This window comes from Aliiglaciecola sp. M165 (assembly GCF_007197995.1).
Lineage (GTDB): Bacteria > Pseudomonadota > Gammaproteobacteria > Enterobacterales > Alteromonadaceae > Aliiglaciecola.
Map to the genome: position 1 here is coordinate 37,466 of NZ_VKKH01000001.1, position 24,557 is coordinate 62,022.

Genomic DNA, 24,557 nt, shown 5'->3' on the forward strand with positions numbered 1-24,557 from the left:
GGCCCTTTATTGCTGCCATAAATTAAGCACACCATCTTCCATGTGCATCGGAATTGGTAATTCTTCGTATTGTTTTAACCAATGTCGCGTAAGCTGAGTGAATTCCTCAGAATGCTTAAATCTAAGGGCTGCACTTTTTAATCTGTCAGCTAACTGTTCATCAGTTTCCGCTTTGGACAACACCAGATAACTGAACATTCGCTCGTACATAAACACGCGCTTGAGCTCTTTGCAATTATTTGTCGATTTTTCGCAAAAAAATTGCATACCGGCATCGGATAAAAATATCGCTTCTGACTGTCCATTGACCACCGAGTCGACCGCCTCCTGCCAGCTTTCATAGGGTCTGATATTTGTCATCTTGGCGTTTAGCAGGATTTTGTGTCGCACGTCATTATTAAGGACCGCGATAGACGAAATATTCTTTAGTTCATCAAGATGCTGATAGTGGTCTTTGGTCGCGCTGTGCCCATACACAGCAAATACATTGGCAGTTAAAGGCGTTATCCAGTGATAATAATTTTCGCGCTCAGGCGTTCTGGCTAAAGCGAATACCAATACATTGGATTTTACTCGCGCTTCTCGCTCGACCCGCTCCCATGGCGCCGCAAGAATTTGCTGCTTTATGTTAGCTTCACTAAGCACGCCATTGACCACATCCACCAGCATACCACTTAACTGACGTTTATCATCTTGCACAACAAAAGGCGCTTCAGGGTTAGTCAGCACCCAGAAATCAGGCGTGTTCGGCACTTGCGCAAAAACGCGTTGTGCTAACACGACCAATATGAAAAATAGTGTGGATCCGTTACGGAAACTCATTCTTAACTTCCACCATACCATTGGTTAAAACCAATGACTTTGATAAACCTTCGCGCCCAGACAAGTAGCGTGCGGCCATGAGGCGAAACTCTTCAGACTCTTTCACCATTTGTGCGGCCGTTTTTAAGCTATCGGCGACGACATCATTAACTTTGGTTTTTGCCATTGCAATATAACTCTGGGTAACTTGATACGTCAGTACCTTTTTGAGAGAACGACAGTTCAGACTTGCTTGTAAACAAGTTAACGCAAGACCCATATCCGACAAAAAAACGCTATCGACCCTTCCTCGAATAAGAGTTTTAACAGCTTGTTCCCACGAGTTAAATGTCACCATGTTTTGAACTTTATTATCGATAAGAATTTGTTGACGGTAGTCGTCCCTTAACACCGCGATATAACCAAATTCGTCGAGTAATTTAAGCGACGTAAGTGAAATTTGCGGCGGATCATTCGCAAAGGCTGCTACCTGATTTTGTGAAATCGCAGTGAGCCAATGAAAATCTTCTTCCCTTGCCTCGGTGCGAGCCAACCCCAAAATCATAATCGGCACGTCCCCTTCCTTCTTCGCCATAATACGAGCCCAAGGCATCGCAGATATCGAATACCGCATTCGTGCCTGATCAGCAATCAATTTAGCCAGTTCTACGGAGTAACCTGAAGGTTTTCCATTACGATTACTTTCACTAAAAAAAGGCAGAGGATTGGTCAGAATGATCAATTCTTGTTCTGCTGCTCGCCCGTGATTGGAATATAGAAGACCTAAACCGATAACGGCGGCCGCAAAGTTTGCCCCGTATCTTAGCGCGACTGTAATAATCATACCCAACAACCTTTTTTTACCGAGAAAAACCGTTAGTCTGCAATTTTCCAGTCAACTCGCTGTCCGGCAAAAAACGGTACGATTGGGTTACCATTTGGCAGAGTAATACTCTCTGGAACTTGCCATGTTTCTTTAACCAAGGTTACCTTTCCTGTATTTCTTGGCAAACCATAAAAATCCGCACCGTGAAAGCTCGCAAATCCTTCGAGTTTATCCAGGGCGTTAAGTTCTTCAAAGACATGAGTATAGAGTTCCAATGCACTCCAGGCGCTGTAACATCCTGCACAACCACAAGCAGATTCTTTAGCATGTTTTTCGTGAGGAGCGGAATCTGTACCGAGGAAAAACTTCGAGGAACCACTGGCAACAGCTTCCCGTAACGCCTGTTGATGAGTCGAGCGTTTAAGAACTGGTAAACAGTAATTGTGTGGTTTGATCCCACCTACAAGCAAGTCATTGCGATTCAACAGCAAATGCTGCGGTGTAATGGTGGCGGCAACGTTATTAGAGCTCTGTTCAACAAAGGCTGCGGCATCCGCTGTTGTGATATGTTCGAATACGACTTTCAATTCTGGGAAATTTTTAACAATATCGGCCAGATATTGATCGATGAAGGCCTTTTCTCGATCGAAGATGTCCACATGGTTTTGTGTCACTTCCCCGTGGATAAGTAACAACATGCCTTGTTTAGCCATTTCTTCAAATACGGGGTATAGGGCTTCAATGCCATCTACTGCAGCGTCGGAATTAGTGGTTGCCCCAGCGGGATAAAGCTTCGCTGCGACCACACCTGCTGCTTTTGCTTCGCTGATGTCTTGTTTACTAGTTTGATTAGTCAAATACAGCACCATTAGCGGCTCAAACTCACTTTGCTGCGGGCGAGCTGCCAGAATGCGGGCCTTGTAGTCCATTGCCATTTGCGCAGTCGTCACTGGCGGAACAAGATTTGGCATAACTATCGCGCGTTTAAAACAACGAGCGGTAGCGGGGACTGTTTCTGCCAACATCTCATAGTCTCGAAAGTGTAAATGCCAGTCATCAGGTGCTGTTATCGTAATCTTGTCCATAATGCTCTCAATCAGTAATATTTTTTTTAGATTATCGGTCTACAACTATTATGCCCTATTAACGCGCTAAAATAATCCTTTGCAATACATTAATCGCCTCTGTTATAAGTGAGAAAGTTGATTATTGAAACGCCCTATCAAATGTTACGGACTTGCGATGTCAGAAGTATCCGGCTCAATTAGCCTCATCAATTTATTACCCAAAGAAAAGCAACAGGCACCAATGCGGTATGCAATCAAGCTACTTGATTCGGTTTTAGGCGTCAAAAAAATGGACCGCATGTACAAGCAACACAAAATGAGCGGTTTAGACAAGGAAGCCTTCGCCAAAAAACTACTAGATGTGATGAATATCCGTATCAACGGAGGCAAAACGTTACAGCAGGGCATTCCAACATCGGGGCCTATTGTGATTGCCAGCAACCACCCATTTGGTGGCATTGAAGGCGTTATCTTATGCCTTTTGATAGGCCAAGTCAGACCCGATCTCAAGGTACTAGCCAATCAGGGGTTGAAACTCTTTCCAGAATTGAGTGATTATTTTATTTTTACTAACCCCTTGTCTGAGCGGGACCCTAAAAACACGCCTTCAATTCGCGCTAGCATTAAACATGTTAAACAAGGAGGGGCATTGCTCATCTTTCCAGCAGGCCGTGTTAGTTATTATCAAAAAGACAAAGGGCGAGTCAGCGAACACACTTGGAATCGAGTGATTGGGAAATTGGTAAGCATTACTGATGCGCGATATTTACCCATATTTGTAAGCGGTCAAAATTCTCCTTTATTTTATCGACTTGGCCGTATTTATTATCGTCTTCGTATGTTTATGCTTGCCAGAGAACTTCTTAACAAAACAGATTCGCAGATCACCGTTAGTTGCGGTTACCCTGTGAAGGCGTCGCATTTTAAAGATGAGAATACCGCGCAAATTGCCGCTCTTTGTCGAGTTCAAAGTTATTGCCAGGATCCCAGTTGGGATCGAGAATGGCCTGCTGATCCGGTTACCGATCTAAAACCACTAGCAGCAGAAACCCCTTGGGCAGAAATTGAAGCAGAGCTGAACGAATTACCTCAAGGCCAAAGGTTGCTCGACCACAAAGCATTCAGCGTTTTTTATGGCTATCAACATCAGCTTCCAAAGACCGTTTACGAAATTGCCAGACTCCGTGAAAAGGTATTTCGTGAGCACAATGAAGGTAGTGGTGAACCAATCGATACGGATCATTTTGATGCCAGCTACACTCAACTGTTTGTCGTCAACAACGAACAACAGAAAATCATCGGTGCCTATCGAATGGGACGTACAGATGAATTATTGAAAGATGGGGATACTTCCAAACTGTATTTGTCGAGGATGTTTGATTTCAAACCCACATTCGTTAATCAACAATCTGCCTGTTTAGAAATGGGACGCTCGTTCTTAATCCCTGAGTACCAAAAAAGTTTTCAAGGGTTGTTTTTGTTGTGGAGAGGAATTGGTGCCTTTGTGTGTAAGTTTCCACAATACAAGACACTTTACGGAACAGTGTCATTGAGTAAGCTATACAGCAATCGTGGTGTGGCGATGATTAAGCAAGCCTTAGTAACACCTACCGAGGACGTAAAACCCTTCAACGAGTACGATTTTGAATTGCCAGTTGAGCTACTGGATTACAGCCGACAACACGATTTAGCTGATAACTTGTCTGCGCTTTTGGCTTGCATCGAACATGATGGTAAGGATATTCCAATATTGGCTAAGCATTATCAAAAGCTCGGTGCAAAATTCCACTGTCTGGGCATTGATAAACACTTCAACGATACCCCTGGCCTTTTGCTGAGTGTTGACTTACCTAATGCGCCGGAGAAACTACTGAAACTGTACCTTGGTGATTCTTGGCAGGATTATAAGACAGCTCAATAGTAAGGGAAGAAACACGCTACAATGAAAGGCGATTACGATTTTTTAGTGTAAGCACTAATTATCACAATGCGCTGGCCATTCACTTTACCTTCAATGTGCGCGGGATTGCTGCTTAATGCGATCCCTCTGACTGCGGTGCCGCGTTTAGCCGTAAAATTCGCACCTTTTACATTTAAATCTTTAACTAAAGTAACCGTGTCACCAGTTTGCAGAGGCGTACCATTGCAATCGAGGGTCGCTTCATCATTAATTTCCACTAGGCCCGCTTCGGCCCATTTTTGCATATCTTCGTCAAGATAAAGCATGTCCAAACTGTCTTGTGCCCAGGGTTCAGACATTAAACGTTTGAGGAGTCGCCAAGATACGATTTGCACCGCAGGTGTTGTACTCCACATTGCAGTATTTAGACAATGCCAATGGGTCGCATCTAATTCGTTTTCGTCGGTTAACTGTGCGTGGCAAGTTTTACAGACCAAAAGACATTTATCAGCATGGGCTTCTACCGGTGGGACCTCATAAACACGCAACGATTCTTTACTGGAACACAGCTCACAAGATTCATTACTGCGAGAAAGTAGAGATTGCTCAATGGACATATAAATTTACCGGCTGATTGGAAATGCGCGGTTATTATCCATAAAATCCTTACGATTACTATGGTTTTATAGACTCAACTGCGCGTCCAGGTATGTTTAGGCTTGCTGGCGAATAAAGGTTGCGGTAGCGGGTGCGATACCAAAATACTCGGGTGTTGTTTTGCCTTGCAAAGACCGGATCACTGCAAGCAACGAAAAATGATGGATGGCATGGCTTGAAACAAACACTAGCTCTCTGGCTAGTGTTGAAGGAACTTGTGCAAATTGAGTTTCAAAGATACAAGTTTCACTCATCACCTGTAGTGGGGCATCCATAGGCTGTGCACAAATGTTTGAAAGCCAAGATTCGATCTCATCCCAAATAGCCATTGCCGATTTTGGACAGGATTCCACTTCGGAGAAGCGATTACGCTTGTTGTAGTCGACCAACCCACTATCAAAGCCATGCATCAACGCTAAATAGTGATCCAATACGTGACGCATGTGCGCCCCTGCACTGCCTGAAAAATGTGGCGTAACGGTAGCGGTATATTCGTCTATATGGATATCACGTAGGAATTGTTTGGCTTGCTGCACAATTTCTAACTGACTATCGAGCATGGCGATCCTTTTTATAAGCTTACTATTGAGTGTTTGGTCCAGTTTAAGACCCTGTTAACACGCAATATATTTCACGCCAATCTATTACAGCATTAAGGATGACTAACGTAAATTAATTCTTCAGTGGCAAAACCATTGGTCTTAGCTTTTTCCACCAATGCGTTTAATATTGCTTGAGGTAACTGCTTTTGTCTACTAAGTATCCAAAAGTAGTCTCTGTTTGGACCTGTCACCAAAGCATATTGATAACCCTCTGAATCCAAATCAAAAATCACGTAGCTGACGTAAAAGGGACCGAAAAAAGAAACTTTCAAGTGACCTGTTTGGGGATCCCCGACAAAATAGGCCTTGCCGTCAGCTTGCTCCCATTCGTTTTCTTCTGCGTTGTAACCCCGATTAGTCACACTTACGCCACCGTCTTCACGCATTTCATAGTGGGCAGTAACATGATCCAGTCCACGTTCAAATTTGTGATCCAATCTCGCGATTTCGTACCAGGTACCTAAATAACGATCCAGCTCAAAATTGTCGACCGGTTTAATACCGTCAGGGATACTTGTGCAGGCTTGTAAAAGGATAAAGGCAGCGATGAAGAGTGCTTTTTTCAAGGGAGATCTCTCATACTTTTATGTTTAAACGTATAAATAGAAAATACGTATCACTTTGCGTATCTCACTATTGCTCGCTAGGTTTCGCCGCAGGAACAATAGATTTAATTTGATCGACCGGATATACATTGGCTTGTTTACTATCGGGATGATAAGTGAGTATAAAGTTTGTCGTCGATCCTAATAAGGTCACCGTTCGTAATTTGTTTGTTTCGACTAACTCTAATATCACTTGCTTGCCTTTGCCACGTTTGACCTGTTTACTTTTCCAGTCGGCATATAAGGTCATAAAAATATACGAGTAGACAACAAACGTGCAAACAAAGATGAACATAACCGAGATACTTTTTTTAGGCGTGTATACAGCGGTCAAAATCAGTCTTCGTTTAAAGCTTTTTGGCTTTTCTCGCCAACGTCTTTGTGCGTCGTAAGATCGTCGAGTGATAAAATCTGTAAAGTAGGCCACCAACAAACCACCGCCAAACATTAGGATAGCCGCAGGTTCACTCACGCCGATAATCATCAAATCAGACACATTCGCCAACTTGAGAATTTCGATGTTAAATTCTTCATAAAATCCCTGACTATACAAAATCCCGCAAAGTGTCAGCAGCATGTATGCAATGGATAAGGTTGTCCCAGGATTTTGTTTGAAGTAATCGAGCAACAATAATAATTGGCTTTCTTTTTGGTACTCACTCATAGAAAACTACTTGGCCTGTTACATTGGTTAGCGGAGTTATTACTTTGACATAAACGACAATGAGAGGACAAATTAATTATTGAACCAGGAAATTTGATGACTCTATAGAAGGTGTCTTGGTGTGCCAAATACGATTCGGTTAGCTCAAATCAATGACTAATTGGCTTTTTCGGTTGCTCTATCTGAGAGGTTTTGTGATTTTCCTCATTAACGCGGCGAAGTATGTTAAGCCTGTGAAGGTCGTTTTCAACATATTGCAAGCCAACAAATTGATAGGCTAGATGGCATTGTGAGTCCAAATAGTAACGATGCTCAATATTCGATGCAGAAGTCATCATAACTATTCCTTTAACCAGATTGAGTAATTTGCCATTACCGCTGGGAAGGAGGAGCGCTGTTTTGCTATTTGGCAGGTCGTTATTTCTGTCACTTATAGATTTTGTGAATGCACTGAGATCGGAGAGCTCTCCAAGAATGTTGGTACATTGGGTTAGGTCGTAAAAACTGTTCATCCCTGGTCGAAACTGTGGATCTTGCAACAAGGTATGCAAATGCTTGAGCATATCGCTAAAAGCGATTTCTCCCTTTACCTTAGACATTACAACCGATTGTGCGGTATCAATATAGTAGCTAATCACTGTAATTTTCAAACCACTCTGTCTGTATTAATTATTGTAATCTGACAGAACATATAACTTTGAATATCTCGAATCGTGGTCCAACGTAACAAAAAATGATCAATTGCTACATTATCAATTAGTCTAATAGGAGGTATTCAGTCGTTATTACAGACTGTTTTCACTACTAATGACTGAACCAAAAGTTTTGAATAAAGTGAACTTATCCTTAATAATCCTCATTGAGTGTACTTCCAAAATCATCAGCAACTCGTGTTGGTACGCATCAAAAGACTGCTGCACCTCCCTTTAATGCAAGAACAAAGCGACAATGCAACGGGCGGAAACGGGCGACGTATTAACAAATGCAGATATCATAACGGGCCTTCTCGAGCCCCAGACAGGAGAATGGATGGCTTCTTCAATTGATCCAATTGATTGGTTGGTAATCGCTATATATCTTATTGCCTTGCTAGGTTTCGCGTACTATTTGTCTCGCGGTCAACATAATCGAGAAGACTATTATGTAGGCGGTAGGAAGATAGGTAGCTGGCCAATCGCGATTTCCATTCTTGCGACACAGTGTTCAACAAATAGCATCTTAGGTGCTCCGGCTTTTGTTGCCTTTGCCGCCGGCGGAGGCTTGCTTTGGCTGCAATATGAGTTAGCTGTTCCATTAGCCATGCTAGTCATTATTTTGGTTTTAGTACCAGTATTTCGCGCTCTTAAATTAGTCTCTGTTTATGGGTTTCTCGAACAACGATTTGATCTGCGCACGCGGTTGCTGTTGAGCGGACTTTTTCAATTCGTGCGCGCTTTTGCCACGGCGGTCACCGTTTATAGTATTGCGTTAGTTATTGAGCTAATCACCGGATTGAGTTTCTTCTGGTCTGTCGTGCTGCTTGGATTATTTACGGTAGTGTACGACGTAATGGGAGGTATCAAGGGCGTTATTTATAGTGATGTGGCGCAAATGATTATTTTGGTCGCGATGTTGCTTATTGTTTTTGTATCACTAGTGGCTGACGCTGGCGGTTTGAGTGCTATGTTGCAAACCGTGCCTAGTGAACGACTGCAAACATTGCGTTTTGATAAACACGGGTTTGGCGATGGTCACACCTTTGCGTTTTGGCCAATGTTATTTGGTGGTCTGTTTCTTTATGTTTCTTATTACGGTTGTGATCAAAGTCAGGCTCAACGAGTGCTATCAAGCGACAGTCAACAAGGCAGTGTAAAAGCACTTTTCTACAATGGGTTATTGCGCTTTCCACTTGTTGCTTTGTATTGCTTTGTCGGTGTCGGAATTGCCGCTTATGCCATCAATAACAGCGAATTTGTTGGTTCATTGCCAGCCAACGGCGAACAAGCAAATTACAATCTCGCGGTTCCTGTCTACATGATCCAACAGTTGCCTGTTGGATTGGTAGGCATGGCTTTGGTAGCTCTTTTTGCTGCAGCAATGTCTTCATTAGATTCAGTTTTAAACTCGTTGAGTGCAACCACCATGGAAGATTTTGTTTTTCGGTTCAGACAAAAGAAGTGGTCACTAAAACGTGAATTGTGGGTTTCAAGGTTGATCACTGCGACTTGGGGACTGATCACCCTCACCATGGCATTCTTTGTTGGGGACATCGCGTCTACGGTACTCGAAGCGATTAACAAAATCGGTTCATTAGCTAACGGGCCCGTACTAGCGGTATTCATGCTCGGTGTGTTAACACGCATTGTCTCGGCCAATGCAGTGATCACTGGAATGTTAGCTGGCTTTTTATTCAATGCTTATTGCTGGATTGAACTCCCCAACCTTTCGTGGCTCTGGTGGAATGTTACCGGATTCATAGTTACTGTAATCGTTGCACTTTTATTTACTTTGGCTCAAAGGACTACAAAGCAAGCTGCGGTTTCTACTTTAGCGCAGAAGGTAGATCTACAAAACAATGACAGTTATGTTTGGACAATCAGCCTCACATTACTGATATGGTTTGCCCTGATGTTTTCCGCGCTATTATACCAATCCACATAAAGAAGTGATCCGTCAGAATGCGCCCAGCGGTTTTTGAACAAAGCGTTGCTTGAACTTAAACGAGCCCCACTCTTCCTTCATTCAAGCGCCTTGATTACGCCCATTTACTTTCTCGCTGCCTGTTCACTTCTTTGTGTGGATTGGTATTACTTGCCTAGCAAGGAAATGCTGCATCAAACACCCAAAACATATAGTTAACTCCCTTAAAATTAAAACTGTAAGCGCTTACAAAATATTTTTATTTATTGATAATCTTTGGGTATAGTGGCAATCAAGTGCTGGATTTTTGTCCATCAACGTCAATTAACGGTTGAAAAAATGAAAATGATTAGACTCTGCTTGGTAATTTCTGCGATCTGTTTGGCTGCGTGTCAACAGAATCTGCAAACACAAAACGAACCTAAATTGTCTACTAAAGATCCTTTGGTACAACAGAGTACCAAAATCATGATGAACCAAGTAGGTTACGCTCCCAGTTCAACCAAAATTGCGTTAGTCACAAATGTTAATTCGACACATTTTGAGGTTATTGATATTACTCAAAATAAAAGCGTTTTAAAGAAGCGACTGGGACCAAGCAAGCTTTGGCAGGATTCAGGACTAGATGTGCAGATTGCGGATTTCAGTGAGTTAAATACATCGGGAACTTTTTTAATTAGAGTAGACGGTATTGATGATTCAATCACGTTTGAGATCACATCCAATCCGTACAAACCAATACATGACGCTGCCCTAAAAGCTTATTATTTCAATCGAGCGAGTGCCGCATTACCCGTTGAATTCGCCGGTCCTTGGTCAAGGCAAGCTGCGCATCCAGATACAAATGTTAAGGTTCATACTTCTGCAGCCACACAACAAAGACCCGAAGGGTATATCATTTCCTCACCGAAAGGTTGGTATGACGCGGGAGACTACAACAAATATATTGTCAACAGTGGAATTTCAACCTATACGCTACTCAGCGCCTACGCTGATTTTCCGGCGTTTTACCAACAACATTTCGGACAAATCCCAGAATCTTCCAACGACATACCCGATATACTTGATGAAATAAAATGGAACCTGGATTGGATGTTAACCATGCAGGACCCAAATGACGGAGGCATTTATCACAAATTAACGACCTTACGCTTTGAAGGTAAAAAGATGCCCCACAATGCAAATGCTCAGCGCTATGTGGTTAAAAAAAGTACCAGTGCGGCATTAAATTTCGCGGCCGTCATGGCCTATGCCAGCAAAATATATAGCGACATTCCTCAATACACCGCGTTTTCCGAACAGGCAAAGTTTGCGGCAGTAGATGCCTGGAAATGGGCATTGCAAAACCCTGGGGTTACTTATAAGAATCCTGAAGATGTCAAAACAGGTCAATATGATGATGAATTTCTAAACGATGAATTTAAATGGGCGGCCGCGGAGTTGTTTTTGCTCACTCAAGAAGAATCGTATCTGCGGCGTTTTGAACAAAGTAAAAGTCCGCTAAATGTCCCTAGCTGGTCAAACTCGTCGGCGCTTGCCCATATTTCTCTGCTTAATCACGGGAAAGATCAGCTGCCATCAGAGTTGTACCAGCAACTTAAAGTCGAATTTATAGCCTTTGCAGATACGATTGTTGAACAACACAAAGACTCACCGGCCCAAGTTGCTATGACGACTCCAGACTATGTTTGGGGCAGTAACGGGGTGGCGATGAACAAATCTATGGTGCTGTTACAAGCCGCTAAATATGTTAAAGATGCGACAGCATACAGAACCGCTGCTAGCGGATTATTGGATTACGTGCTTGGCCGTAATCCGACGGGATACAACTATGTCACTGGTTTTGGACATAAATCACCAATGGATATCCACCATCGTCAATCTTATGCTGACGATGTGGTTGCTCCGATACCAGGTTTTGTCGCGGGAGGGCCACATTCCGGTAGGCAGGATGGATGTGAATATCCTTCGGCATTTCCAGCCGGAAACTATGCTGACACCTGGTGTAGTTATTCCACAAACGAAGTGACCATCAACTGGAATGCACCCTTTGTTTACGTTACTGCTGCCATAATTAATGCTGACTAATGAGTAACCATCAGTCAGCACATTGTATGGTTATTTAATTACCGGCTGAACACGGTACAACTCAAATTGCTTTGTACCGTTTTTAAGCAAATGAGCATGGCGTTTAAAGCCTTCGCTTTGTTGGAAATCGAGTAAGCCTTGCTCACTGTCCCATTGTACAAAGGTAATTTCATCTGGACCTTTCAGTGCCTCATTCATCGAAACATGCCGAGGATTCACCATGCTGTGAATGAATTTACCCCCGGCCTCTGATACAGCATCTTGAATGCCGTCCATGTAAGCGCGATAATCGTTGGGGTTTTGGCCGTCCAACCATGCAAACGCTACGGAATAATACTTGTCTTGCGAAAAAGTAAGCGTTTTGGCATCCATTGTGGGCGCTTTATAAAAATTGAGTTCTTCCCAAATCTGGTTACGTAACCCTTTGTAATCTTGCCATCTGGGATCACTTTCAAACGTCAGATCCGCTTCATTGCTAGGCCAGCTTGCCAATACAAAAACCACGGGCTGTTTGCTGCCCACTACCGTTTCGGTTACTCGTAGAGTTCCGTGATTTTGATACCCAAATGATCTAGCCAGGGGAATTGCTTTCTCGTAATAAACTTTTAATCCTTCTTTTGCGCTTTCAGTCTTTTTTGTTTTTGGGTTGATAATCGACAGCAGATTGTCTTTTTGCAAGGCAACTTCCAACGACTTTGCCTGTGCGAATTGGCCTACAGCCATGCAGCTCGAAGCGAGCAACATCATCACTTTCGCGATGCCAAATATTCTATTATTCGTCATATAAAACCTCATTAGTTAGTTGTTACAAGACACTTACTGTTGCGTTTTTGCAATATACAAGGAAATAAATCGGACAATTGGATTTAATTAAACTCACTTTGTTGCAATAATGCACCAATGAAAGATTGGGATGATTATCGATTTATACTTGCGCTTGCTAGGCAAAAGTCCTTAAGGGGTGCCGCAAAAGCGTTAGGTGTAAATCATTCAACAGTGTCTAGAAAGCTCAGCTGGTTGAATCAATCAGCGGGTAATGACTTATTTGAGAAAACTCCTTTAGGTTATCAGGTAACATCGTTGGGCCAACAGTGGCTCAAAACCGCTGAAGAAATGGAAGTATTAACCCTTTCCGCTGAACGCAAACAACGGGCGTTAACTGACACTGAGCTGTCAGGTAAGGTGTCCTTGTCGCTTTCAAATCCAATTGCTGAATATATACTTCCAGAAGCGTTTAACACCTTTAATCAAGAATTTCCCAATATAGAATTGTGCATCGATGCGACGGAAGCCGTTGTTAACTTGGATCGTTCAGAAGCGGATGTAGTGGTAAGAAGTGCCCAAAATCCTCCAGATCATCTTGTTGGCAGAAGGTTGTTTCCTTATTCGGTGTGTTACTACGCCAATCGTGACTATTTCCATGGGACGTCTGAAGATAACTTTACATGGATTGGCAGTGAAAGTGATCCCAAGCATCCCCAATGGATTGAGCAAAGCCCTTTCCCGAATAAACCGGTAAAAACTCGCACCACTGGCTACCATTCTCGATATCTAGCACTATGCGCTGGAATGGGGCTGGCGCGAGCGGCTTGTTTTATGGCTGATCAGAACCCCGTACTCATGAGGTTACCTGGGGCGTCACCCTTTCCTACGATGGATTTTTGGGTTCTCACCCACCCCGACCTACGAGACTCGCCACGTATTCGTGCGGTCATGAATTATTTAACTGAAGCCATGCGCAAAAAGCAAAGTTTAATTCAGGGTGAATTACCGATTTAAGGTTGAATGCACCGCTACAGGTGCTGCCGTTTGATTAGCTCGTCTGCTACCAACAGTGGATTTTCCGGTAAACAGGTTTGCACCCTTCGGGCCCAAGCAATGATTTCAGGATGCTCGAGCATCGGTGACTTTCCCCTCATCCCCATTAAGTGGCCTGAGACAATCGTTGGGTACGCTGACAAGTCAGCTAAGGATGGCTGCTGTAACCCGCCCAGAAAAGGTCCGTTACCGAGATGCTCAAGAAATTCATCTCGCAAACGAAGCTTCATGTCCTGCATAGACTCAGCACGGTTTAATTCGTTTACCATTTCAACGATGAATTTTGCTTTACGCACAAAGAACGGCCATAAAACTCTAACCCATCCTGGAATGGGTGTTCCAGCATTTACAGCAGACGATAAAATCCAACCATTGCGAATGGAATCTAAGGCGTTTTCCCACTCTACTGCAGCACGAAATCGAGCTGGAATGAGCTGATTGCTCACCCAGGCATCGATTTTTAGTATGGGATCTGTGTGCTGCTCGGGAACAATTGAACGTTCTGGGAATTGCTCATCTAGCCAAATCCCCAATGGACTAGAGTCCTTACGCCACTCGTCTCCAATGGTCAAAACCGGTACTTGGCGTTGCCCGGTAAACTTGATTTGTTTTAGTGAAAGAGGATTAACCGGAACGTGCTCAAAATTAAGCTGTTTGTATTTAAGAAAACAGCCTACTTTCATCACAAACGGACTAGTAGCGTAACCATACAAAATGATTTTTTTCATTTAGTGCCCAGCAACATATCTATCTAGCTTTATTTGAACGACTAAATTACAGAAAGATTTCGTTTTAGAGTATTGACCTTGTTGATAGTTTTTTATGGGTTTTGCGAATATGCTCGCGAGCTCCTCGTATATCAAAGGAACACCAATCAAAAGGCAGTGATTTGAAATTTTCCTCGCACAAGTTTACTGACAAATAAAAATCCCAGCATAATTTCCCGGTACGGATTGATAAAAGGTAATATCAGGGAAATTAGAAATCAATTGAGCAGATTTTTCGAACAGTAAGGGATTAACCGCTTGTTCCTGAGCTGAAAAATTAAACACACATAGCAATTCTTCTTGGCGATAGATGCGCTTGATGATCACCACATCTGTTGCGCATTCAATAAAATGAAATTCGCCGTACTTAAGTGCAGAGCTTTGCTTACGCAAACGAATAAGCGCCTTGGTGTAGTTTAATACGGAATATTCATCGTCTACCTGAGCAGAAACAGAATCAGCTGCAGATGCAGATGCAAAATCTGCCGGTAACCATGGAACAGTATTGGTAAAATCAAAATTTGGTTTTGCGTGATCCCAAGGCATCGGTGTTCTTGCGCCATCGCGTCCCATACTGTCTGGCCAGTTAGCAATACCTTCAGGGTCTTGTAAAAGATGGAACGGCAAGGAAGCTTGCCTCATGCCTAACTCCTCGCATTGGTATAAAAAGATGTTTCCACGCAGACTAATTAATAGAGTCTGAAATAGTTTGGCTTTAATAGGAGATTCTTGTCCATTTGACCAACGACTTAATACCCTTGGTACGTCATGATTTGAAAAGGCCCATGATGGCCAATGCTCGTCATCTTTTGTGTCCCAAGGTTGCAATATTTTCTGCAAATTTAAACCACTGACGTTTTGCATGGTTAAGAAGTCGAAACTGTAGGCCGTACTCAGTTTATTGTTGGCACTGATATAGGATTTCATCACCGCGGTGGGTTCATTACCTCCAACCTCAGCCACCGTAAAAACCTCATCAAATTGTTCAAGAACCTGACGAAATTTTTCTAAAAACATCGGCATGTCTTGATGAGACATATTGTTCGACTGCTGCTGCATGGTATAGGGACGCGCAGTCAATTTGTCTGCCAAGGGGTTTGGCGGATTGTCGAATAACTCGATGTTGTGCATACCATAATTGATTGCATCTAGGCGGAAACCATCCACGCCTAATTCCAACCAAAATTTAGCGACATCAAAGATAGCCTCTTGTACATCGGGGTTATGAAGATTCAGATCCGGTTGGTTGGTTAAGAAGTTGTGCAGGTAATATTGCTTGCGTCGATTGTCCCAAGTCCAGGCGGGGCCACTAAATACTGACTGCCAGTTCGACGGCGCTGAACCATCAGCTTTTGCGTCAGCCCAAATATACCAATCACTGTAGGGGTTGTCTTTGGATAAGCGGCTTTGTTTAAACCACTCATGTTGATCAGAGGTATGCGAGTAGACCTGATCAATAATGACTTTTAAGTTTCGTTGATGGCAGGCGCTGACAAGATTTTTAAAATCATTTAAATCACCGAACAACGGATCTACTGCTGTATGGTCAGATACGTCATAACCAAAATCTTTCATTGGAGATAGAAAAAATGGGCTTATCCAAATCCCGTCTACGCCCAAATCAGCAATATAGTCGAGTTTCTCTAATATGCCGTTTAGATCACCAATACCGTTGCCTGATGAATCGTTGAAACTTCGCGGGTAAATTTGATAAAGACACGCGCCTTTCCACCATGGCTCGGCTGCAGTAACAATAGGCACACTATCACTCCTGATTTATAGGGATAACATTTGTAAAAATTGGCAATAGAATAAAGAAAAATGTGCCAGTATTCCAAACACGTTCTATTATCCGATTATATTGAACAAAACACAGAACAAACCGTACTATGAAATATTAGTTGTTTTTCAATGGACCCTAGGCTTCCTAGGCGGTCAAAAAGGTAGTAAAAATATGGATTCAATCACCCAAATCGCATTGGGTAGTGCCGTAGGCTATGCAGTCTTGGGCAATAAAGTTGGCAAAAAGGCAGCCTTATATGGCGCTATACTTGGTACCTTGCCCGATTTAGACGTTTTTGTATCGTTTGGCGGACCGGTAGAAGATTTCACTTATCACCGCAGTTTTAGTCATTCATTTTTAGTTCAACTACTGATAAGTCCATTGATTGCTTGGTTGCTGATTAAGCTGCATCCCGCGACGAAGATCCATAAGGTAGGCTGGTTTTGGTTAGTGTTTTTGACATTATCTACCCATGCACTTTTAGATAGTTTCACCGTTTACGGTACCCAGTTACTTTGGCCCCTAACAGAATACCCCTTTGGGATATCCAATTTATTTATCATCGACCCACTATATACCTTGCCTTTGTTAGTCGGGCTATTCGCTTTTCTATGGCCCAAAGTTAGCCACCAGCGACTGCACCGCATCAATACTATGGCACTAACATTGAGCTCCATCTATATAGTTTGGAGCCTAATCGCAAAGTGGCATATTGATAATAAAATTGATGTCGCTTTAAAAGACAATGGACTGGAAAAAGGTGTGTACGAAAGCACACCCGCCCCCTTCACTACCTTGCTTTGGCGAGCTGTAGTGGTTAATGATGACAAATATTATGAAATTTTTACGTCAGTATTTGACTCCCCATCGCAAGTGAGTATTGATACCTATCCAACGTCCCCAGAGCTTTTGGAAAACATCACTGAAGAGTGGAGTGTGCAACGATTAAAATGGTTTACCAAAGGGCTTTATTCCGTCAATATAGTCGACGACAGCGTAGTGCTTTCTGATTTGCGCATGGGGATTGAAGGCAGCTATGTGTTTAGCTTTGAAGTCGGTAAAGTCAATGGTACAAAGATAGTCACCTCAGACAACGAGCAATTTGAAAACCAACCAGACTTAAGGCAAGCCGGAAAATTATGGGATCGAATTTGGGATGCCAACGTTTCGCTCTCACCCACAGCAAGGGCGGAATAAATTCTCACCTGAATTCTGATTTGAAATCGGATAAAAAGGCCCAGCATGAAGCTGGGTCACTCAATACTATGGCTATTCATTTTTAGCGCATTTCAACTCATGCCTTAAAGAAGGTGATCGTTCTATCCGTCTTCACTAAGCAGGTATAGCTAGCTTTGCGTTTTGAATCAGGCTTGATTTTCATGTTTACAACCATGCCTTTTAGACTTCTGTGCCATTTTACTCTACTTGCATCACGTTGCACCTTCGCTGATTCATCAGCGTCAATCACTGAGCCATCTCCATATTTTTCTTCTGCGGCTATATGGCAAGCTTCAACAGCCATTGCTCGCAATTCTGATTTAGTTGCTCTGTCCTCAGCCATTGACGCTGTTACGGCAGATAAATTTATAGTTAACGCGATGAATAAGTATTTTGCCATGTTCATATGTCTCTCCTCAAAATAAAAAAGTCGGGCCTCTCTCCCCATAACAAGTTCCATTTTGGAACCTGTGTATTAATATAGAGTTGCAAAATGGAACCTGTCAAGTAATACTGATAAAAAAATTTAATTGAGATTGTGAGGTAAACGATGAAATGGCAAGATTCCAGCCACCAGACATGTTCTGTAGCCCGCGCCACGTCTATCTTTGGTGACAAGTGGACGCTGTTGGTGTTGAGGTTATTGTTTGTCAGGGTTTATAAGTTCTCAGACATTCAACAAACGCTTGGGATCACCAAACATCGATTGACTGACAGATTGAATCGCTTGATCGAAGAAGGCGTTGTGTTCAAACACCTCTACGATGAAAAATACAAGCGATATGATTATCGTCTGACCGAAAAAGGCACAGACTTATATGCGGTAATGATTGTTATTGGGCAGTGGGGAGACAAATGGTTATCAGACGAAAATGGCCCTCCTGTAGAATATGTTCACAAAGACTGTGGTCACAACGCACAGCCCGCTCTGACGTGTTCTTGTTGTGGAGAGAAATTGACGCCGCATAACTTAGCCCTAAGCATGGGACCGGGTTTAAAAAAGAAGATAGACGATGGTGACATCAGTGAACAAGATAAAAAACTCTACGCCAATGCCTTTGCACTAAAGAAATAATTTCTATTACGTCGACTATCAGAGCAATATGTTTGGTCGACTAACTGGCAGTCAGTTTTAAACATATTCCCTATCGCGATTGTTTGCAGAAGTGAAACAATTAAAAGCGCAAGCTTGTTCAACGGTGCACAGCTATGGCATCTAGTTAAACAGCTCAGTGCGGCTTTCAATGAAAAACGCAGACCATTGCACTGAGTGTTTTTCAACGCTTAAAATATACGATTCAACGTTGATGGATTGAGCGCATAGCTTATCAACGGCTAATCTTGATATCTTACTTATCGAGGATTATCCGATGTACCCATCAACGCTAGCACAAAAATCTGCGCAAATTTGCTTGTTATTTTTGGGCACTCTATTAACCGTTCTATTGACCGTTGTTGCGTTTTCATCTGAGGCTAAAGAACAAAAGATGCCCATGGAAAAGCTTAGCTGGTTATTGGGTGAATGGACGTTTGAAGACGCTCAAGTGAATGGTCAGTATTGGGAGCGTGGTACTCGAACTTGCATTCTGGTGTTGGAAAATCAATATATTCAATGCGAATCCAAGGGTATTTCAAACAGTGGTAAAGAACGTTCTTATTACTTTATTTTAGGTTACAACTCGATGGATAAGCGATACGAAATGCTTGGCCTTACGAGCAGCTACCCAAGACAAAATTTATACATAATCACTCCCTCTGACGACGGTCACACGTTAGAAATCTCTAATCACTTTTGGACCCAAGAAGGCATCGTAAAAAGTAATGAAGCGACCATTAGGTATAATGGCAAAGACCAATATATTTGGCATATTCGTAATGGTGAATTGGACCCAACGACGGGACTAAAAAAGGTAGGTTTTATTGACACCGTAAACCGAACAGATAAATGAAGTGATTTACTCCTCAAATGAGCATCAAAAAGCCCGTCAAAGTTAAACAACAGACGAGGTTAATACCGCTCTAACACTTTGTTATCATAGTCTTCAGCTCGCAAAACCACATTGAATTGTTTAGCAATACTGTCGAGCTCAGCTTGGTGAACGACCAGTTCATCCATGGTAATGGTGTTATCGTCTAGTTGCCATAATTGTCGAAAACCAGAATAGCTAAATTGAATCGCATTCAGTGCTTCAATATCGCCTTTCCACCCTCCAGCTTTTAGCTTTTCCATTTTGCGGTTTATCTTATTTAGCGCTTGTTTGAGATCCCAAACATAGACTACTTCGGTCATAAACTCATGGGTTCGAAGCCTATTTAGTTGCCAGCCAATCAGCACACAAGTCACAATCACGCCAAGTAGATTCCAGTGGAAATGGCTGCCGCTATCATCCGGAAATAATGCAATGAGCATTTGTGATATCGTTAAGCTTCCGACCGCCAAGCCAAGAATGCAAATTGCGATAACGCGGTTTAGGTGACGACGATAACGCGCTTTATCAATTTCGATGAGCTGCATAAAACCTAATTAGAAAATGTTAATAAGCGCAATTGTACCCGTATTTTCTAACGATAATAAATGCTATTGATTAATCGTATGACAAGGCGGTATAAATCCTGGAACACGTTCTCCAAAGCATCTCAAACTAGTGTTGAGATTCACCGGTTCTCAACTCGAACGCTGCTTTTCCCAAAGGCGGATGATCTCCTGTTCTCGCTGCGAAGATATCGTTGCCGTATTGGGCTGACCAAAAACAAAATCGTCCTTTGGATTTCGATCTAAATATCCTTGAAGTTGATCGGCCAAAAGAACAGACTGTGAACGATTTGTCAGGCCCGACTGCATTGCTTTGTCGACTTTAAATCGATATCTTCCCGCAGGCCTTTCGCGCATCAATTTAACATCATTGGCAAGTAGAAAGGCTTGTGGGATCCAGTGTAATGTCACTTTGCTATTGGTTTGCTCAACAATGTTTTGGATGAAATCTCGAAACAAAATCGGCGGGTAACAGACATTAAACGGCCCCATAGTCTGGGTTTGTCCACAGGTGATCATAAAGCGCGCCAAGCTAACCATGTCTGTAATCTGATAATAATCTATATCACTTGGTAGCACTAGATCACCACCTCGCATCACCTTCACTTGCCAGTATGGCTCATGTCTGGGTGCAGTTGTGGGATAACCGCGCATGCCATGGGAACGGAAAAATGCACTGTTTTTTGGCAGTATCTCTTGCAATGCTTGTTCTGCAAAGGTTTTGCGTAGCGCATAGCGGTTTTCTGTAATAAGTGCTTCGACGTCAGCCGGAAGTGGGTTCAATGGTTCGGTTTCGGTTATCCCAATCTTGTCCCACTTGTCATAAACCGACACAGTTGAAACGTATTGATATTGAGCTGTGCGCTGGACTAATAAATGGGCTGTGTCTATCACGCACTTCGATGAGCCTTGCCAGGTGTCAACTACCCAGTCCCACTCCGTCTTTGATGCTTGGAGCGCTGACAACCCTCGGCCATCCAATGTCTCTCGATCACCTCTTATTTTGGTGAGCTCAGGAAACAAATGAGGATTGGTCTTTCCTCGATTGAAAAGCGTCACGTCGTACCCCTGCCGCAACAGCTCTTCAACCAGAACTGGACCAAAATATCGGGTTCCTCCCAGCACAAGTACTTTTCCCGGTTTCGGATGTGCAAAGCTCGGCACTGTGGCCATTGCCCCCAATACGCCACTGGTCTTTATAAATTGTCGTCTATCCATCGTGTTTCCACCGTTTACTTTTTTAACGACGATAGAAGGGAATACACTGAAGGGAAAAGTCGTTTGGGATAAACACTGTCAATTTTGGTACTAATACAGCTCACAAGATAAGTTGTTTTTTTATTGCCTGCCAATAAGTGCTTCCAATAGGAATAGTACTGCCGTTATTGAGGACGAGTTCCACCTTGCTCCTCGTCAACCTTTTGCTAGATGTAATGAAGCTTCGATTAACAATGTGTGACCGGCTGACCCTCAGAAATCCACGGGGGGCTAACTCTGAAAACACCGTTTTCAAGGCTCCCCGCGAAATAAGCTGCCCTTGCCTGGTGTGGTAACACAGATAATTACCCGCTGATTCAATGGAATAAATCTCATCGGTATTTACCCAGTAAGTCTTTTTACCATCGTTTATTTTCAGCTTGTCATTTGAACCAGCCGCTTTCACAGATTCATCTCTTGACGTGGATTTTAGGAAAAAGTGATTGAGCATCAACAACCAAAAAATGATAAAAATAAACAAATATTGCAACCAACGTTTACTGTAAAAATGTGCGAAGTCCTGCCAGAACGGTCTTGATGCTGTGCCCGCAATAAAATCTATACTAACAATCAATAAAGTTTGTAAAACACCGCTGCCTATTGCTATCAAAGCAACGACAACTAAACTTTTTGCTGAAAACTGCCTCAGCAATTTCTGCTTTCGAAAAAACATGTAAATGACGGCAAAAATCGCGAACCAAACCAGCCAATCACGAAAACTCCAGCGGACCGAATTCCACAATGACTGTTCAAAATAAAAATAGAAATGCACGGTTTGGCTCAAACTGAGAAGTAGCCAGCTCGTCAACACCAGAAAAAGTATTTTTCGAGATTCAGGTTGAATAGCAAGCCCATTAAAACGTTTAGTAATCAAAACAATTCGTCACAACGTGATGGATATAGTCAGCTTAAAATATAAATGCTCACTAAAAAATTGCTTTTCGATAGATTTAAAGGGTTTTGCGATGAGTGTATAAACAAAATAAGAGCTGCACGAGATCAAAATTCAAATGAATGACTTCGTGCAGCGATGTGGATATTACTCTGTAGAATTAATTACTGTGCGTCGCACTTAACTCAGTAAAGCGAACTTCAAAGTTGCCACCTGAATCTTTGTCAGCCTGAGCGTAATTCCCAGCTTTGAAGTAATAAACATGATTCAGCCAATCAGTGCTCATGCCGCCTTCGCCAAACCGAACAGAACGTGTTTCAGTCTGGTTGCCCAAGGTAACAGAGATGGTGACCGTATCATCCTCAAGTTCAATAATGTAGCTCCACTCATCCGTTCCAGGAATGAGCCCAAAATCTAAGCTGAAAGAGCCTCCACTGCTGGCGCTTTTATTGATGATCGCTCGCACGTCTTTGTTGGGGCCGTCCCACTGCAACTTCACTAGGGCATAAGAGGATTCTTTTGCATGGATCTGGCCCACCACAGTTTGCGGATCACTGGCTTCATAATCGGTCACTCTGAGGGTGCCCTTCAAAACGTGTTTCCCGCTTGGAGCCCAGTTTGCCATGCCATCTGATTCACAAGGACTCCAATTATAAAGCTCGCGTAGCTCGGAACGCACGTAGCTGGTGTTAGTTGTCACTGCACCACCAGTTAAAGGCGTTACAAACACCATTGCACCATCTGAGCCAGTATAAAAGTAATCGGAGTCTTCGAACCCCTCGTCTAGTCCATTGCCCGTATACAAGCTATTGGAGCATTGGTCCGGCTGAATTTCGGCTGCGGCTGAGCCGCCACTGCCAAAGTAGTCGTTTTTGCTGGTAGGTAAGGTGATTTTCCACTGGCTCAAATCGAAGTTGCCCGATGGCGGTAAGCTAGGGTCTAAGTTTCCGCCTCCAGCAGATTGGATATCAATCCAATTGATGTTTATTCTGCCGTCAACAACATAGAATCGTAATGTATGGCTCCCGGCACTCAAGTTCCCCAATGAAACAGTTTCGGTGTAATAGAGTTGCCAGTTTGTAGTGTTATCAACAGTGACATTTCCAGTCACATTATTGCCATCAACCAAGAGCGAAAAGCGTTTCCCTGAATCAGGTGTGGCTAAACGAACTTTAGCCTCGTAGTTACCTGCTGTCGCGACGTTGATGTCATATTCCAGCCATTCCCCTGCGGCGGTCCAGCCAACGTTGTAACCACAATTACTGTCTCCACACGGCTGAATATCAACGTCTTCGCTTGTTCTATAAACGCCTCCAACATTCCCGTTGCTTGTGTCGTAATAGCGGTCAAAGTCTTCGGCCTCTATGCGACCAGGAACTGCTACACCAGAGCTTCCGCCATAAATTTTCACTTCTGTAATGTTTGTCCATGAGGAACCCGCATCATTTTCGAATACCTTTATCCGCACTTGTTGCGCGTTGATGTCAGTGACATCATAGGTTTCGATATTATTGGTGTTTCCAGAACTCCAACCGCTGTAGATTTTGGTCCAGGTGCTATCAGTGCTATTTGGACGTGTCCGTATTTCAAATCGATGTGCCCTGCTGTCGCCAACTCCCCATGCAATACCAACCTCAGTAATAGCTTTAGCGCTACCTAGATCAGCAATCAAGTTCGAAGTACCATTGCTACTCAAACTATTGTTGGCCGCCCAACGCGACGACCAGGCTGTACTGCCATCAAAGGCTTTTGATGGTGGGAAACTGCTATGAGAATTCCCATAGTCACTCGAAGAAACAACATTGTACTCAATGGCATTGGCTGAAAACGCCGCCAGAAAACATGTACTGATACCGGCTAATGCGCTCCAATATTTGATATTTTTCATAAAATTCCTAACGTTCAATCTATGTGTGTGTGATTTCTATTTTTTGAATCGATACGCAAGTCAAAGACACTTTGAAACAACCTCACAGATCAAGAATTTTGGTTAACCAATTTAAACCCAAACATTTCCACCATTCGCTGATCCTTGAGTTACTCTCAAATCCAACACCTTTTTATGAGCGAAACAACTCAACTAAAGCCAATTATTTTTACCTAAATTAACAATCGGCTAAAACAATTTACACATTTTGGTAACATTTACAAATACTTTTTGGATTACCAAGCAAGTCAATTAGATTACTCGAACTTACTTTCTTGCAACCATTTTGGTTAACCAATTTAATGATTTGTAGGAGTAATGTGACGTGTGACGTGATTGGATTCACTTAAAATTTGAGATACTGTTGTAGCAGTTAGGTGGATATTTTTATTAACACATTACAAAAAAGAGAAGGTTTCTTCGATATGCACTTAAAGTTCAATCAGAATAAGTAAAATAATTTGTGAAAAGAGGCGAGCAAATTCTGTTATGCAAAAAATAGATATTGACTGCAGTGCTCGCACATTTGCCTT

23 protein-coding genes are annotated in these 24,557 nt (G+C 42.8%); 7 read left to right on the top strand and 16 right to left on the bottom strand.

Annotated features, from left to right (window positions below; all coding sequences use genetic code 11):
- Positions 1-6: 6 nt before the first annotated feature.
- The 3 genes from FM019_RS00155 to pyrC are packed head-to-tail and all read right to left on the bottom strand — an operon-like array spanning position 7 to position 2,712.
- Complete coding sequence (locus FM019_RS00155) at positions 7-822, bottom strand: ABC transporter substrate-binding protein (RefSeq protein ID WP_185969123.1); 816 nt, start codon at positions 820-822, stop codon at positions 7-9.
- On the bottom strand, positions 809-1,645 hold the full coding sequence (locus tag FM019_RS00160) for a substrate-binding periplasmic protein (protein ID WP_143833867.1): 837 nt from the start codon (positions 1,643-1,645) through the stop codon (positions 809-811). The genes FM019_RS00155 and FM019_RS00160 overlap by 14 nt, the downstream gene beginning before the upstream one ends.
- Before the next feature lie 32 nt (positions 1,646-1,677).
- On the bottom strand, positions 1,678-2,712 hold the full coding sequence (gene pyrC, locus FM019_RS00165) for a dihydroorotase (RefSeq protein ID WP_143833868.1): 1,035 nt from the start codon (positions 2,710-2,712) through the stop codon (positions 1,678-1,680).
- Between the two features lie 157 nt (positions 2,713-2,869).
- Here pyrC and FM019_RS00170 point away from each other — a divergent pair, with 157 nt between their 5' ends.
- Positions 2,870-4,615, top strand: a complete 1,746-nt coding sequence (locus FM019_RS00170; protein WP_143833869.1) for a lysophospholipid acyltransferase family protein — start codon at positions 2,870-2,872, stop codon at positions 4,613-4,615.
- Positions 4,616-4,647: 32 nt separating this feature from the next.
- Here the strand turns inward: FM019_RS00170 and FM019_RS00175 are convergent, their stop codons facing one another.
- The 5 genes from FM019_RS00175 to FM019_RS00195 form a co-directional block, all read right to left on the bottom strand.
- A complete protein-coding gene (locus FM019_RS00175; RefSeq protein WP_143833870.1) occupies positions 4,648-5,211 on the bottom strand; it encodes a PhnA domain-containing protein in 564 nt (187 codons plus the stop codon).
- 96 nt (positions 5,212-5,307) lie between these two features.
- A complete protein-coding gene (locus tag FM019_RS00180) occupies positions 5,308-5,811 on the bottom strand; it encodes a hypothetical protein (RefSeq protein ID WP_143833871.1) in 504 nt (167 codons plus the stop codon).
- Between the two features lie 92 nt (positions 5,812-5,903).
- Positions 5,904-6,419, bottom strand: a complete 516-nt coding sequence (locus FM019_RS00185; protein WP_143833872.1) for a lipocalin family protein — start codon at positions 6,417-6,419, stop codon at positions 5,904-5,906.
- Positions 6,420-6,486: 67 nt separating this feature from the next.
- Complete coding sequence (locus FM019_RS00190) at positions 6,487-7,122, bottom strand: hypothetical protein (RefSeq protein ID WP_143833873.1); 636 nt, start codon at positions 7,120-7,122, stop codon at positions 6,487-6,489.
- A gap of 149 nt (positions 7,123-7,271) precedes the next feature.
- Positions 7,272-7,772 carry a hypothetical protein gene (locus tag FM019_RS00195; RefSeq protein ID WP_143833874.1) on the bottom strand — a complete coding sequence of 167 codons (501 nt, stop codon included), beginning with the start codon at positions 7,770-7,772 and terminating at the stop codon, positions 7,272-7,274.
- 379 nt (positions 7,773-8,151) lie between these two features.
- Here FM019_RS00195 and FM019_RS00200 point away from each other — a divergent pair, with 379 nt between their 5' ends.
- Positions 8,152-9,762 carry a sodium:solute symporter gene (locus FM019_RS00200; protein ID WP_143833875.1) on the top strand — a complete coding sequence of 537 codons (1,611 nt, stop codon included), beginning with the start codon at positions 8,152-8,154 and terminating at the stop codon, positions 9,760-9,762.
- Positions 9,763-10,080: 318 nt separating this feature from the next.
- Positions 10,081-11,829 (top strand): glycoside hydrolase family 9 protein, encoded by a 1,749-nt coding sequence (locus FM019_RS00205; protein WP_143833876.1) that lies wholly within the window; start codon positions 10,081-10,083, stop codon positions 11,827-11,829.
- A 30-nt stretch (positions 11,830-11,859) separates the two neighbouring features.
- Here the strand turns inward: FM019_RS00205 and FM019_RS00210 are convergent, their stop codons facing one another.
- A complete protein-coding gene (locus FM019_RS00210; protein ID WP_143833877.1) occupies positions 11,860-12,612 on the bottom strand; it encodes a hypothetical protein in 753 nt (250 codons plus the stop codon).
- A 117-nt stretch (positions 12,613-12,729) separates the two neighbouring features.
- Here FM019_RS00210 and FM019_RS00215 point away from each other — a divergent pair, with 117 nt between their 5' ends.
- Positions 12,730-13,608, top strand: a complete 879-nt coding sequence (locus FM019_RS00215; RefSeq protein WP_143833878.1) for a LysR family transcriptional regulator — start codon at positions 12,730-12,732, stop codon at positions 13,606-13,608.
- 14 nt (positions 13,609-13,622) lie between these two features.
- Here FM019_RS00215 and FM019_RS00220 read toward each other — a convergent pair whose 3' ends face one another.
- On the bottom strand, positions 13,623-14,375 hold the full coding sequence (locus tag FM019_RS00220; protein ID WP_143833879.1) for a glutathione S-transferase family protein: 753 nt from the start codon (positions 14,373-14,375) through the stop codon (positions 13,623-13,625).
- 183 nt (positions 14,376-14,558) lie between these two features.
- Positions 14,559-16,175 (bottom strand): alpha-amylase family glycosyl hydrolase, encoded by a 1,617-nt coding sequence (locus tag FM019_RS00225; protein WP_185969124.1) that lies wholly within the window; start codon positions 16,173-16,175, stop codon positions 14,559-14,561.
- Between the two features lie 193 nt (positions 16,176-16,368).
- Between FM019_RS00225 and FM019_RS00230 the strand changes: the two genes are divergently transcribed.
- Complete coding sequence (locus FM019_RS00230) at positions 16,369-17,394, top strand: metal-dependent hydrolase (protein ID WP_143833881.1); 1,026 nt, start codon at positions 16,369-16,371, stop codon at positions 17,392-17,394.
- Between the two features lie 97 nt (positions 17,395-17,491).
- Here the strand turns inward: FM019_RS00230 and FM019_RS00235 are convergent, their stop codons facing one another.
- The gene (locus FM019_RS00235; protein WP_143833882.1) at positions 17,492-17,821 is read right to left on the bottom strand and encodes a hypothetical protein; all 330 of its coding nucleotides are present in this window, start codon (positions 17,819-17,821) and stop codon (positions 17,492-17,494) included.
- A gap of 144 nt (positions 17,822-17,965) precedes the next feature.
- Between FM019_RS00235 and FM019_RS00240 the strand changes: the two genes are divergently transcribed.
- Positions 17,966-18,490 carry a helix-turn-helix domain-containing protein gene (locus FM019_RS00240; protein WP_143833883.1) on the top strand — a complete coding sequence of 175 codons (525 nt, stop codon included), beginning with the start codon at positions 17,966-17,968 and terminating at the stop codon, positions 18,488-18,490.
- Positions 18,491-18,785: 295 nt separating this feature from the next.
- Positions 18,786-19,364, top strand: a complete 579-nt coding sequence (locus FM019_RS00245) for a hypothetical protein (RefSeq protein ID WP_143833884.1) — start codon at positions 18,786-18,788, stop codon at positions 19,362-19,364.
- Between the two features lie 59 nt (positions 19,365-19,423).
- Here FM019_RS00245 and FM019_RS00250 read toward each other — a convergent pair whose 3' ends face one another.
- The 4 genes from FM019_RS00250 to FM019_RS00265 form a co-directional block, all read right to left on the bottom strand.
- Positions 19,424-19,930: a DUF3087 domain-containing protein gene (locus FM019_RS00250; RefSeq protein WP_143833885.1), complete on the bottom strand. Its 507-nt coding sequence runs from the start codon at positions 19,928-19,930 to the stop codon at positions 19,424-19,426.
- A 150-nt stretch (positions 19,931-20,080) separates the two neighbouring features.
- Complete coding sequence (locus tag FM019_RS00255) at positions 20,081-21,166, bottom strand: twin-arginine translocation signal domain-containing protein (protein WP_143833886.1); 1,086 nt, start codon at positions 21,164-21,166, stop codon at positions 20,081-20,083.
- Positions 21,167-21,266: 100 nt separating this feature from the next.
- On the bottom strand, positions 21,267-22,079 hold the full coding sequence (locus tag FM019_RS00260) for a LytTR family DNA-binding domain-containing protein (RefSeq protein WP_143833887.1): 813 nt from the start codon (positions 22,077-22,079) through the stop codon (positions 21,267-21,269).
- 178 nt (positions 22,080-22,257) lie between these two features.
- Positions 22,258-23,985, bottom strand: coding sequence for a polysaccharide lyase family 7 protein (locus FM019_RS00265; RefSeq protein WP_143833888.1), 1,728 nt, complete (start codon positions 23,983-23,985; stop codon positions 22,258-22,260).
- Positions 23,986-24,557 lie beyond the last annotated feature (572 nt).